The 12,593-nt window shown below is 61.3% G+C and carries 10 protein-coding genes and 1 pseudogene; 10 read left to right on the forward strand and 1 reads right to left on the reverse strand.

The annotated features are described in order from the left end of the window. Positions 1-201 precede the first annotated feature (201 nt). The 8 genes and pseudogenes from gap to HX783_RS30280 all read left to right on the forward strand — a co-directional run bounded on the left by gap (position 202) and on the right by HX783_RS30280 (position 9,286). The gene (gap, locus tag HX783_RS12315; protein WP_159959549.1) at positions 202-1,203 is read left to right on the forward strand and encodes a type I glyceraldehyde-3-phosphate dehydrogenase; all 1,002 of its coding nucleotides are present in this window, start codon (positions 202-204) and stop codon (positions 1,201-1,203) included. A gap of 231 nt (positions 1,204-1,434) precedes the next feature. Further along, entirely contained in the window at positions 1,435-1,953 is a 519-nt protein-coding gene (locus HX783_RS12320; RefSeq protein WP_056858662.1) for an RNA polymerase sigma factor, read from the forward strand. 74 nt (positions 1,954-2,027) lie between these two features. After that, entirely contained in the window at positions 2,028-2,996 is a 969-nt protein-coding gene (locus HX783_RS12325; RefSeq protein ID WP_177017041.1) for a FecR domain-containing protein, read from the forward strand. 116 nt (positions 2,997-3,112) lie between these two features. Continuing rightward, the gene (locus HX783_RS12330; RefSeq protein WP_177017042.1) at positions 3,113-5,677 is read left to right on the forward strand and encodes a TonB-dependent receptor; all 2,565 of its coding nucleotides are present in this window, start codon (positions 3,113-3,115) and stop codon (positions 5,675-5,677) included. Positions 5,678-5,828: 151 nt separating this feature from the next. Continuing rightward, positions 5,829-6,437, forward strand: coding sequence for a biliverdin-producing heme oxygenase (locus HX783_RS12335; protein WP_177017043.1), 609 nt, complete (start codon positions 5,829-5,831; stop codon positions 6,435-6,437). A gap of 168 nt (positions 6,438-6,605) precedes the next feature. Next, complete coding sequence (locus HX783_RS12340) at positions 6,606-7,007, forward strand: YbaN family protein (protein ID WP_177017044.1); 402 nt, start codon at positions 6,606-6,608, stop codon at positions 7,005-7,007. Between the two features lie 281 nt (positions 7,008-7,288). Then, a pseudogene (locus HX783_RS30275) lies at positions 7,289-8,428 on the forward strand (HAMP domain-containing protein); the annotation flags it as partial. 102 nt (positions 8,429-8,530) lie between these two features. Next, the gene (locus HX783_RS30280) at positions 8,531-9,286 is read left to right on the forward strand and encodes a methyl-accepting chemotaxis protein (RefSeq protein WP_371317678.1); all 756 of its coding nucleotides are present in this window, start codon (positions 8,531-8,533) and stop codon (positions 9,284-9,286) included. Between the two features lie 78 nt (positions 9,287-9,364). On the opposite strand, the gene HX783_RS12350 is transcribed toward HX783_RS30280, so the two are convergent. Next, positions 9,365-9,928, reverse strand: a complete 564-nt coding sequence (locus HX783_RS12350) for an NAD(P)H nitroreductase (protein ID WP_177017046.1) — start codon at positions 9,926-9,928, stop codon at positions 9,365-9,367. 139 nt (positions 9,929-10,067) lie between these two features. On the opposite strand from HX783_RS12350, the gene HX783_RS12355 reads away from it, so the two are divergent. After that, on the forward strand, positions 10,068-11,495 hold the full coding sequence (locus tag HX783_RS12355) for a di-heme oxidoredictase family protein (protein WP_177017047.1): 1,428 nt from the start codon (positions 10,068-10,070) through the stop codon (positions 11,493-11,495). 31 nt (positions 11,496-11,526) lie between these two features. Next, positions 11,527-12,591 (forward strand): imelysin family protein, encoded by a 1,065-nt coding sequence (locus HX783_RS12360; RefSeq protein ID WP_159959559.1) that lies wholly within the window; start codon positions 11,527-11,529, stop codon positions 12,589-12,591. Positions 12,592-12,593: the final 2 nt, after the last annotated feature.

Consider the following 12,593-nt stretch of genomic DNA (forward strand, 5'->3'; position numbering starts at 1 on the left):
GGATGTGGCGACCTGAGTGTCTATGCTGATCAAACGCCCGCAGCGCATGGGATGGCAGGGTGTCGTTTGAATCATCGGACCAGTTGATTCAGGTCACTCGTTGTAGATTGAACAAAATATTGCCACTAAAAAGGCTTGTTTTCTATTTTTATGCGAATAATCTTGTAATTCTTACAACAAATCGACGACAGGCACTTTCCAATGACTCTTCGTATCGCAATCAATGGTTTTGGCCGTATCGGCCGTAATGTCCTGCGCGCACTGTATACCCAAGGCTACCGCCAGGATTTGCAGATCGTCGCCATCAATGATCTGGGCGACAGTTCGATCAATGCCCACCTGCTCAAATACGACACCGTACACGGTACTTTCGAAGCAGAGGTTGCCCACGATCAGGAAAGCCTGACCGTCAATGGTGACCGGATCGCCGTAAGCGCCATCCGCAACCCGGCCGACCTGCCGTGGGCTGCGCACAAGATCGACGTCGTGTTCGAATGCACTGGTCTGTTCACCGACCGTGACAAGGCTGCCGCGCATATTACCGCCGGCGCGCGCAAGGTGATCATCTCGGCCCCGGCCAAGGGCGCCGACGCCACCGTGGTCTATGGCGTAAACCATGACATTTTGCGTCAATCCCACCAGATCATCTCCAACGCCTCTTGCACCACTAACTGCCTGGCGCCGGTTGCCCAGGTGCTGCACCGTGAATTGGGTATCGAAAACGGCCTGATGACCACCATTCACGCCTACACCAACGACCAGAACCTGACCGACGTCTACCACACCGACCCGTACCGCGCGCGCTCGGCCACCCAGAACATGATCCCAAGCAAGACCGGCGCCGCTGAAGCGGTCGGCCTGGTACTGCCGGAACTGGCAGGCAAGCTGACCGGCATGGCGGTGCGCGTGCCGGTGATCAACGTGTCGCTGGTCGACCTCACCGTGACACTGAAGAAAGAAGCCACGGCCGAGCAAGTCAACGCCCTGCTCAAAGAAGCCAGCCAGCACTCGAAAATCCTCGGCTACAACACCCTGCCGCTGGTTTCCAGTGACTTCAACCATAACCCGCTGTCGTCGATCTTCGATGCCAACCACACCAAAGTCAGTGGCAAATTGCTGAAAGTGCTGGCCTGGTACGACAACGAGTGGGGCTTCTCCAACCGTATGCTGGATAACTGCCTGGCGCTGTGTAACGCCGAATAAACAGGCAACAAAGCGCTCTGTTTGAGCGGGCTTGTGTGGGAGCGGGCTTGCTCGCGAATGCGGTGAATCAGTCGCCCAATCAATTGACTGACACACCGCATTCGCGAGCAAGCCCGCTCCCACATGGGTTTTGTGCATTACCCAGCCCCGTATAGGTTCATAGAAATAGCCACTTGCCATTTGAGTTGATGATAAGCATTATCATTAACTGCATATCGGTCTGGTACCACTGTGAGCCAATCTCGCTTCAACCAAGTCTTTCTCACCCAACGGGTGATTCTGCTACGCACCTTGCAGCGGATGGTGAATAACCACAGCACCGCCGAGGACCTGTTGCAGGAAACCTACCTGCGCGTCACCCGGGCCCTCAGCGAGCGGCCGATTGATCACCTCGAACCCTTTGTCTACCAGACGGCGCGCAACCTGGCGCTCGACCATCTGCGTTCGCGCCGGATTCAAGCCCGCACGCTGCAGGAAGATGTCCCGCTGGACGTACTGCAAAGCGTCGCCGCCCCCATCAGCACGCCCGAAGACGCGACACAGGCCGAGCAATTGCTCGAACACCTGAGCGTCAGCCTCGGTCAGTTGAGCGCCCGTCAGCAGCAGATCTTCATCCTCAGCCGCTTGCATGGCTGCAGCTATCAGGAGATTGCCGACCAGTTGCAAGTGTCCTTGAGCACCGTGCAAAAGGAACTGAAATTGATCATGGCCATCTGTGTAGGTGTGGCCGAGCGGCTGGATCAGCCTTAAGATTCACCCGACAGATGTGTCGATCCAGGCTGCAGGAAAGACGAATAAAACGTGGCGAAGACCCGAGGAACACCGTGACGGACCCGAATAAACTGCGCGCCCATGAGCTGGCTCATGCGGTGTTGCAAGACACGGCCATGGACCAAGCCCTCGATTGGCTGATCGCCTTGCAGTGCCCGCAACCCGGGCAGCAGGCGGAGTTCGACGCCTGGCTGGCCGCTGACCCGACGCATGCCCACGCCTTCAACAAAGCCCAGGCCGCCTGGGGTGGCGCGCCCGTGCACAGTGCCGCCGTGGCCCTGGCCGCGCCGCGCAAGCCGAGCGCCTGGCGCCGGGTCAAGCCGCACTGGAAACCATTGGCCACCGCCGCCGTGCTGCTGATCGGCCTGTTCAGCTTCAGCAACCTGCCCGTACGCCTGCAAGCCGACCACCTCACCGTGGTCGGCGAACGCCAGCGCCTGCAATTGGACGATGGCGCCAAAGTGCTGCTGAACACCAACTCGGCGTTTTCCAGCAGCATCAAGGACCACCAGCGCGTCGCCCGCCTGTATCAGGGCGAGGCGTTTTTCGAGATAGCCCCCAACCGTGGCCTGCCGCTGGAGATCGACGCCGGCCCGGTGCGTGCCAGTGTGCGTGACACCGACTTCGCCGTGCGTTACCTCAACGGTGAAGCGCAAGTGCAGGTGCAGCGTGGTGATGTCGACCTGAGCAACACCTTCGACGATGCCCGTGTGCGCCTGCGCGCTGGCGAGAGTATCCGCATCGGCCCCAAGGGCTTCGGCCAACCCGCCAAGCTGGATGTGAGCAAGGATCTGGCCTGGGTCCAGGGCCGCCTGGTGTTTGAAAACTGCCCGATGAGCGAAGTGCTGGCCGAGCTGCGCCGCTATTACCCCGGCTGGATCGTCAACACCAACGACAAGCTGGCCAGCGTGGCCGTCACCGGCAACTACCGCCTCGACCAGCCGTTGGACGTGGTGCGCTCACTGGCACACATCACCTCGGCCAAGCTCTCGGAATACCCGGCGCTGGTCATCCTCAACTAAATGAGAATTATTTTTACTCGATGCTAACCGGCGGTACGTCTCGTTATAGCCAATGCAACTGATTCCTATTTGATTCGGTTCGCAACTATAAGATTCGTACCTCCGGAGCGCTCTCGATGTCCTCTCGTTTCAACCGCCGGTCTTCTTCGCCCGTCCTGTCCTTGCTGACCGCCGCCATCCTGCTGGCCAGCGCGCCGGCCATGGCCGCCACGGCCGCCGAGCCGGTCGCCCGCAGCCACGGCAACTACAATTTCAGCATCGAGCAGCAGCCACTGGTCTCGGCACTCAACGCCTTTACCCGCGTGACCGGCTGGCAAGTCGGCCTGCCGGCAGAGCTGGGCCAAGGCGTGTCATCCCCTGGCGTGCGCGGCCCGCTGTCGCCGGAAAAAGCCCTGGACCGGCTGTTGGTGGGGACCAACCTGAGCTACCGCAAACTGGGCAATAACAACATCGTGCTGGAAAAACGCGCCGCAGGCAGCGTGCTCAACCTGCAACAGGTGACCATCAGCGCCACGCGCAACGAGCAGGCCGTCGACAGCGTGCCGAGCACCGTCACCGTGCATGATCGCCAGGAACTGGACCGCCAGAACGTCAACACCATCCGTGAACTGGTGCGCTACGAGCCCAACGTATCGGTCGGCGGCGCCGGCACGCGCGCCAGCAACGCGGGCTACAACATTCGCGGCATCGACGGCGACCGCATCCTCACGCAGGTCGACGGCGTCGAAGTGCCGGATAACTTCTTCAATGGCCCCTACGCCAAGACGCGCCGCAACTACGTCGACCCGGAAATCGTCAAGCGCGTGGAAATCCTGCGTGGCCCGGCCTCGGCCTTGTACGGCAGCAGCGCGATTGGCGGCGCAGTGAGTTACTTCACCCTCGACCCGGACGACATCATCAAGCCCGGCCAGGATGTCGGTGCCCGCCTGAAAACCGGCTACAGCTCTGCTGACGACAGCTGGCTGACCTCCGGCACCGTCGCCGGACGCGTGCAGGACTTCGACGGTTTGCTGCACCTGAGCCAGCGCAATGGCCACGAAATGGAGTCCTACGACGGCAACAACGCCACCGGCCTGGCCCGCACCGGCGCCAACCCGGAAGATGCGCGCACCACCAATATCCTCGCCAAGCTGGGCTGGAATTATGGCGATGACAACCGCCTGGGCCTGACCTACGAGAAGTTCAAGGATGATCGCGACGTCGACCTGAAAAACGCCGTGGGCGGGCCGTTCGTTGGTGGTCGAGGCTTCAACTTCTATCGCGGCCGTTCGGGTAACGACACCATCACCCGTGAGCGCTTCGGTATCGAAAACCGCTTCGCGCTCGATTCGCCGATTGCCGATCAGATCAAAACCAGCCTCAATTACCAGATCGCCAAGACCGACCAGACGACTGCCGAGATCTACCAACCGTCGCGTCGCGTATTGCGCACTCGCGAAACCCTGTACGAAGAAAAGCAGTGGGTCTTCGACGCCCAATTGGACAAAGCCTTCAGCCTCGGTGAAACCGATCACCAAGTGACCTACGGCACCACACTCAAACAGCAGAAAGTCACCGGCTCCCGGGAAGGTGCCGCGACGTGCCTGGCGGTCGGCGGGGGTTGCACGGCTATCGGCGCGCCCAGCCCTTCTGCCAGTGACAGCGTGAAAAAATCCAGCGACTTCCCGGACCCGACCATCAACACCTACTCGCTGTTCGCCCAGGACCAGATCACCTGGAACAAATGGACCTTCCTGCCCGCCGTGCGCTACGACTACACCCAGCTCAAGCCCAAGCTGACCCAGGAGTTCCTCAACACCGTAAACCCGACCGGCGCCTACCCGGTCAGCGACAAGGAAAAAACCTGGCACCGTGTGACGCCCAAGTTCGGCCTGACCTATGCCCTGACCGACCAATACACCTGGTTCGGTCAATACGCCGAGGGCTTCCGCACCCCATCGGCCAAGGCGCTGTATGGTCGCTTTGAAAACCTCAACCTGGGCTACACCGTCGAGCCGAACCCGAACCTCAAGCCGGAAACCAGCAAGGGCATCGAAACCGGGATTCGCGGCAATTTCGACGAAGGCTCCTTCGACATCGCGGTGTTCTACAACAAGTACCGTGACTTTATCGACGAAGACGCCTCGGTCGCCGGCGGCGATATCCAAACCTTCGAAGCCAACAACATCAAGCACGCCACCATCAAGGGGATTGAAGCCAAGGGCCGCCTGAACCTGGACGCCTTCGGCGCACCACAAGGCCTCTACACCCAGGGTTCGGTCGGCTACACCTATGGCCGCAACGACGACAACGGCGAGCCACTCAACAGCGTCAACCCGCTTAAAGGCGTGTTCGGCCTGGGCTACGAGCAAGAGCAATACGGCGCACTGGTCAGCTGGACGCTGGTGAAGAAACAAAACCGCGTCGACAGCACCACCTTCCACGCACCGGATGGCAGCACCAGCGCCCCGTTCAAAACCCCAGGCTTCGGTATCGTCGACCTGACCGGCTACTACAAGGTCACCAACGACGTGACCATCAACGGCGGCCTCTACAACCTCACCGACAAGAAGTACTGGAACTGGGATGACGTGCGCAGCTACGACGGCGTCGGCGAAGCGGGTGTGACCGCGCCGGCCAACCTCGACCGCCTGACCCAGCCGGGCCGCAACTTTGCGATCAACCTGATCTGGGACATCTGATCGCGCTTGCCCCAAATGCCGCCCTCCTCACCTCGCCGGAATTTCAGCGGCGAGGTGAGGATTTTTTACTGTGCCGCGTCTTCTTGTTCGTCTAGTTGATAACAGCTCTCTTTAGGGCACCCAGGCGCTACTCTTCTCAAGGACTTTTTCGATGACCGCTTCTCCTACCGCAGAACGCCCAAGCCTGCGCTCCCAGCGCCTGAACCAAATCACCAACGCGCCACACACCAAGCTCGATGCGCTGGTCAAAGCCCACGCGCCCTTCGAAACCCAAGCCAACTTCGCCCGCTTCGTGGTCGCGCAATACCTGTTCCAGTCGGAACTGATGGCGCTGTACAACGACCCTGAGTTGATCAAGATCGTCCCGGACCTGGCCGAGCGCTGCCGCGCCGAAGCCGCCAAACTGGACCTGGGCGACCTGGACACCGAAGTGCCTGCACCGGTTGCTGGCGCCGTGAAAAACCCGAGCAAGGCCGAAGCCCTGGGCTGGCTGTTCGTGTCGGAAGGCTCCAAACTGGGCGCTGCCTTCCTGATCAAGCGCGCCGTGGGCCTGGGCCTGAGCGAAACCTTCGGCGCCCGCCACCTCGGCGAGCCGGCCGGTGGCCGTGCTGAAGGCTGGAAAAGCTTTACCCGCACCCTCGACGTCCTTGAGTTCAGCGCCGAAGAAGAAGCGGCGGTAGAAAAAGGTGCAATCGACGCGTTTGTGCGCTTCACCGTGCTGCTGGAACAGGCGTACGCTAGCGCGCCTGAATTGGCCTGATTGCTGAAATGCGATTAAAAATGTGGGAGCGGGCTTGCTCGCGAAAGCGGTGTGTCAGTCGACATTTGCATGACTGAACCACAGCCTTCGCGAGCAAGTCGAATCGTCGCACCGCCGCTCCCACATTTAGATCTCATTTCAAACTAATTTTCTGTGATCACTCGACCCATGCCCGGCAAAACCCAATCCACCTCAAAAATCGCCCAGCTCCTCTTCGGCCTGCTGGCCTACGTCAGCCTGGGCATTGGGTTGGTGGCGATTGTGATACCGGGTTTGCCCACCACCGAATTCATCCTGCTCGCCGCCTGGGCCGCGACCAAAAGCTCGCCGCGCCTGAGTGCCTGGCTGGAAAACCACCGCCTGTTCGGCCCGATCCTGTTCAATTGGCGCAACGGCAAGATCATCGCGCGGCGTGCCAAAGTCAGCGCCACCGTGAGCATGCTGCTGTGCGCCGGCTTGATGCTGGTGATGCTCGATCACGACTGGCCGATCTACCTGGCGATTGCCGGAATGAGCCTGGGCAACCTGTGGATCTGGTCACGCCCGGAACGGCTCGCAACGCCCGTATAACGCGGCGTGTAGTCTTTTACCTACCGCTCATCGCCTGCCCCTCATGAAACATCTAGTTACGCCGATGTTCCGGACATAAGCGCCGAATGGACTTGGCTCGCCCTGCTTGCAGGTCAACAAGTCCAATCGCGAGTGAACCTATGTTCGACACCCTCTCTATCCGCTTGAAAATCGTGCTGCTGTCGGGCCTCTGCCTGGTTGGGGTGATCGCGCTGATCGTCGGCGTCAACCTCTACGAGGCCGACCAGAACAACCGCATGGTCAGCGAATCCAGCTCGCGCATGCTCACCACCAGTGTGCAGAACCTGTTGCAGGCCAAGGCCGGCGAACAGGCCGTACAACTGCAGAAAACCTTTGGCGAAAGCCTGGTGGCGATCACAGCATTGGCCGACCAGATCAAAGGCCTGCGCACCACAGCCGCCAAACGCGGGCTGGAAGCCGGCGCACTGCGTGAAGAACTCAACCAGAGCCTCAAGACCGCGTTCGAGCGCAACAGCAAGGTGCTGGGCATCTGGCTGTCGTTCGAACCCAATGGCCTGGATGGCAAGGACAGCGAGTTTGTCGACGACAAAGCCCGCGTCTCCAACGAAAAAGGGCGCTTCTCCAGCTACTGGAGCCGCGCCGCCGGTGAAGGCCTGAACACGGTGATGGTCGAGGAAGACCTGACCAAGACCACGCCCAACCTCAGCGGTACGCCCTACAACATTTGGTACACCTGCCCACGGGACACGCGCAACGTTTGCCTGCTGGACCCGTATTCCGATGAAGTGGCCGGCAAGCAGGTGCTGATGACCACGATCTCGCTGCCGTTGATCGTCGACGGCAAGGTCATCGGCGTGGTCGGTATCGACCTGGCCCTCAATACCTTGCAGGCGGTGACGGACGCGGCACAAAAAGAACTGTTCGACGGGGCGGCGCACCTGGAGATTCTGTCCAGCACCGGGTTGATCGCGGCCTACAGCGGTGAGCCGGCGCGCGTCGGTAAAAACCTGATCGACACCCTGGGCGCCGAGGGTAAGGAAATCGTGCAACTGTTGGCCAACGACACGCGCACGATCCGCGAGCAAGACGACACGATTCGCGCCGTGTACCCGGTCAAGCCGATTGCCGACGCCAAGTCCTGGGGCATCGTGATCAAACTGCCGAAAACCGTGATGCTGGCCGACACCTTGAAACTGCAAGGCGTACTCGACAAAGCCCAGGCGGCCGGCATGCTCAAGGCGTTGCTGGTCGGCGCCACCGCCGCGTTGCTGGGCTTATTGCTGATCTGGCTGACCGCCACCGGCGTGACCCGCCCGATCAATACCGTGGCGGCGATGCTGAAGAATATCGCCAGCGGCGAAGGCGACCTCACCCAGCGCCTGACCTACTCGAAGAAAGACGAATTGGGCGAGCTGGCCAACTGGTTCAACCGTTTCCTCGACAAGCTGCAACCGACCATCGCGCAGATCAAGCAAAGCATCACCGAGGCGCGTGGCACGGCGGATCAGTCTTCGGCCATCGCACGCCAGACCAGTGAAGGCATGCAGGTGCAGTTCCGCGAAATCGACCAGGTGGCCACCGCTTCCAACGAAATGAGCGCCACCGCCCACGACGTCGCCAACAGCGCCTCCAATGCCGCCAGCGCAGCGCGCGGCGCGGACCAGTCGGCACGTGACGGCATGGCGATCATTGAACAGAGCACCCGCGACATCACCACCCTCGCCGAAGAAGTCAGCAAAGCCGTAGGCGAAGTTGAAGCCCTGGCGGTGAACAGCGAGCAGATTGGCTCGGTGCTGGAAGTGATCCGCAGCATTGCCGAGCAGACCAACCTGTTGGCGCTCAACGCCGCCATCGAAGCAGCGCGCGCCGGGGAAAGCGGGCGTGGTTTTGCGGTGGTGGCCGACGAAGTGCGCAACCTGGCCAAACGCACTCAGGATTCGGTGGAAGAAATTCGCCTGGTGATCGAGCGCATCCAAAGCGGCACCCGCGGCGTGGTGGCGACCATGCATTCCAGCCAACACCAGGCCCAGAGCAACGCGGGGCAGATCCATCAAGCCGTGCAAGCGCTGGGCAAAATCAGCGATGCGGTGACGGTGATCAGCGACATGAACCTGCAAATCGCCAGCGCCGCCGAGCAACAGAGCGCCGTGGCTGAAGAGGTCAATCGCAATGTGTCGGCGATCCGCACCGTGACTGAAACTCTCACCGGCCAGGCCACCGAGTCGGCGGCCATCAGCAGCCAGTTGAACGCCCTGGCCAGCCAGCAGATGAAGTTGATGGATCAGTTCAAGGTGTAAACCTCGGACTTCGAAACAATGGGGACCCAATGTGGGAGCGGGCTTGCCCACTCCCACATAAAGCAGATCTGCGCTTTCTTACAGACCAGTCCAGGCTGTAACAAACGGCGTCAGGTCTTCTTTCGGCGCAGTGCGCGGCGGGTTCTGCGGCGTACCCAGGTAAAGGAAGCCAATCACTTCCTCATCCGCCGTCAGCCCCAGGCCTTTCGCCACGTGGGCCGAGTAAGACAACTCCCCCGTACGCCACACCGCGCCGATCCCCTGTGCATATGCCGCCAACAGAATACCGTGGGCCGCACACGCGGCCGCCAGCAGTTGCTCGGATTTCGGCACCTTGAAATGTTCTTGCAGGCGGGCAATCACCACCACCACCAACGGTGCGCGCAGCGGGCCGTTCTGGGCTTTGTCGATGACAGCTTGCGGGGCGTCGGCGTCCTGCAGGCGCGCCGCTTCGGCCAACAGCGTGCCCATTTGTTCACGGGCCGCGCCTTCCACAGTGAGGAAACGCCAAGGGCGCAACTGGCCGTGGTCCGGCGCGCGCATGGCGGCGGCGAACAGCACGTCGCGCTGCTCCTGGGTCGGTGCCGGTTCCAGCAAACGCGGCACGGAAACACGGTTGAGCAAAGCGTCGAGAGCCTGCATTGGCCACCTCCAGAGAAAAATGTGCGGCCATTCTAGCGGGAATGACTCGGATTCGACCAAACGATAATTGCTCTTATTCAAACCGCCCTGCCCTGTTAGACTTTGCGGCCTAATTTTCGGCCTCCGTTCAGGAATTTCGATGTTCCGTTCGCTATTTCGCCTGTGCGCAGCATTGATGGCCTTGAGCCTGACGGCCTGCGATGACGCCCCACGCTTCACCAAGGCAGAGCCCGGTGAAGCGCGAGCCGGCGGCGCGACGACGGTAAACAAGCGCGACCAGAACGCGTTTTCCCTGCCCTCGGCCAACCTGGCGCCCACTCGCCGCCTGGACTTCAGTGTCGGCAACAGCTTCTTTCGCAGCCCCTGGGTGATCGCGCCGTCCACCACCACCGCGCGCGACGGCCTTGGCCCACTGTTCAACACCAACGCCTGCCAGAACTGCCATATCAAGGATGGCCGTGGCCACCCGCCGTTGCCGGACGCGCCGAATGCAGTGTCGATGCTGGTGCGACTGTCGATTCCAAATGCTGAGCCCTACGCCAAGCTCATCGAACAGCTCGGCGTAGTGCCCGAGCCGGTCTACGGCGGGCAATTGCAAGACATGGCGGTGCCGGGCGTGGCGCCGGAAGGCAAAGTGCGGGTCGACTACACGCCGGTCCACGTGACGTTCAAGGACGGCACGGTGGTCGAGTTGCGCAAGCCGGACCTGCAAATCACTCAACTCGGCTATGGCCCGATGCATCCGGATACACTTTTCTCGGCGCGCATCGCCCCGCCAATGATTGGCCTGGGCTTGCTCGAAGCCATCAGCGACGCCGATGTGCTGCGCAACACCGACCCGAAAACCGCCGACAAAGAAGCCCTCGTCGGCCGCGCCAATTGGGTCTGGGATGACGCCCAGCACAAAACCGTGCTCGGCCGCTTCGGCTGGAAAGCCGGGCAACCCAACCTCAATCAACAAAATGTTCACGCGTTTTCTGGTGATATGGGCCTCACCACGTCCCTGAGACCCTTTGATGACTGCACCGACGCCCAAGTCGCCTGCAAACAGGCGCCTAACGGTAACGGCCCCGATGGCGAGCCGGAAGTCAGCGATAACATCTTGCGCCTGGTGCTGTTCTACACCCGCAACCTGGCCGTGCCGGTGCGCCGCGGCGTCGACACGCCGCAGGTGCTGGCCGGTAAAAACCTGTTCTACCAGGCCGGTTGCCAGGGCTGTCACAAACCGACGTTCACCACGGCCGCCAACGCTGCCGAACCCGAACTGGCCAACCAAGTGATTCGCCCTTACAGCGACCTGCTGTTGCACGACATGGGCGAAGGCCTTGCCGACCACCGCAGCGAATTCAAGGCCGGTGGCCGCGACTGGCGCACGCCGCCGTTGTGGGGCATTGGCCTGACACAGACTGTCAGTGGCCACACCCAGTTTTTGCATGATGGCCGCGCCCGCAACCTGCTCGAAGCCGTGCTCTGGCATGGCGGTGAAGCACAGGCGGCGCAGCAGCATGTGTTGTCCTTTAATGCCGAGCAGCGTGCCGCGTTGCTGGCGTTCCTGAATTCTCTATAAGATTTGCCCCAATTACCGAAGGGAGCTCGACATGTTTCGTCCCAAGTTGTTGTTCACCAGCCTGGCCGCCTTAGCCCTCGGCGCCTGCTCGCCGCAGGACCCGCAAGCGGTGACCTCGGCGGCCATCGCCAAGCAAGTGATCCTGCCGACCTACAGCCGCTGGGTTGAAGCCGACCGCCAATTGGCCGTCAGCGCGCTGGCCTACTGCCAGGGCAAGGAAAGCCTGGACACCGCCCGCGCCGACTTCCTCCACGCGCAAAAAGCCTGGGCCGAACTGCAACCGCTGCTGATCGGCCCACTGGCCGAGGGCAACCGCTCGTGGCAAGTGCAGTTCTGGCCGGACAAGAAAAACCTGGTCGGCCGACAAGTCGAGCAACTGGTCACCGCCCAGCCGCAGATCGACGGCGCCGCATTGGCCAAATCCAGCGTGGTGGTACAGGGCCTGTCGGCCTACGAATACATCCTCTACGACGCCAAGACCGACGTCGCCGACGAAGCTCAGAAGGCCCGCTACTGCCCGCTGCTGGTGGCAATCGGCGAGCGCCAGAAAGCCCTGGCTGAAGAGATCCTGGCGAGCTGGAACAGCACCGACGGCATGCTCGCGCAAATGACCAAGTTTCCGAACCAGCGTTACGCCGATTCCCACGAAGCCATCGCCGATCTGCTGCGCGTGCAAGTGACCGCGCTGGATACGCTGAAGAAAAAACTCGGCACGCCGATGGGCCGCCAGACCAAGGGCATCCCGCAGCCGTTCCAGGCCGATGCGTGGCGCAGCCAGTCGTCCCTGCAAAGCCTGCAAGCCAGCCTGGCCGCCGCCCAGACCGTATGGGCCGGCGTCGACAACAAAGGCCTGCGTGGCTTGTTGCCTTCGGACCAAAAACCATTGGCCGACAAGATCGACGCTGCCTATGCCGCTTCACTGAAACTGTTCGCCAGCAACCAGCGCACGCTGAATGAACTGCTGGCCGACGACGCCGGCCGTCAGCAGCTCAACGATATTTACGACAGCCTCAACGTAGTCCACCGCCTGCACGAAGGCGAGTTGGCCAAGGCGCTGGGCATCCAATTGGGCTTTAACGCCAACGACGGTGACTGATG

It is taken from the genome of Pseudomonas sp. D2002 (genome assembly GCF_013385735.1).
GTDB lineage: Bacteria > Pseudomonadota > Gammaproteobacteria > Pseudomonadales > Pseudomonadaceae > Aquipseudomonas.

Coding starts and splice junctions, on each gene's coding strand:
- HX783_RS30280 (WP_371317678.1), top strand. CDS start 8,531: ATGCAGGTGCAGTTCCGCGAAATCGACCAGGTGGCCACCGCTTCCAAC.
- HX783_RS12340 (WP_177017044.1), top strand. CDS start 6,606: ATGCCCGGCAAAACCCAATCCACCTCAAAAATCGCCCAGCTCCTCTTC.
- HX783_RS12350 (WP_177017046.1), bottom strand. CDS start 9,928: ATGCAGGCTCTCGACGCTTTGCTCAACCGTGTTTCCGTGCCGCGTTTG.
- gap (WP_159959549.1), top strand. CDS start 202: ATGACTCTTCGTATCGCAATCAATGGTTTTGGCCGTATCGGCCGTAAT.
- HX783_RS12335 (WP_177017043.1), top strand. CDS start 5,829: ATGACCGCTTCTCCTACCGCAGAACGCCCAAGCCTGCGCTCCCAGCGC.
- HX783_RS12355 (WP_177017047.1), top strand. CDS start 10,068: ATGTTCCGTTCGCTATTTCGCCTGTGCGCAGCATTGATGGCCTTGAGC.
- HX783_RS12360 (WP_159959559.1), top strand. CDS start 11,527: ATGTTTCGTCCCAAGTTGTTGTTCACCAGCCTGGCCGCCTTAGCCCTC.
- HX783_RS12330 (WP_177017042.1), top strand. CDS start 3,113: ATGTCCTCTCGTTTCAACCGCCGGTCTTCTTCGCCCGTCCTGTCCTTG.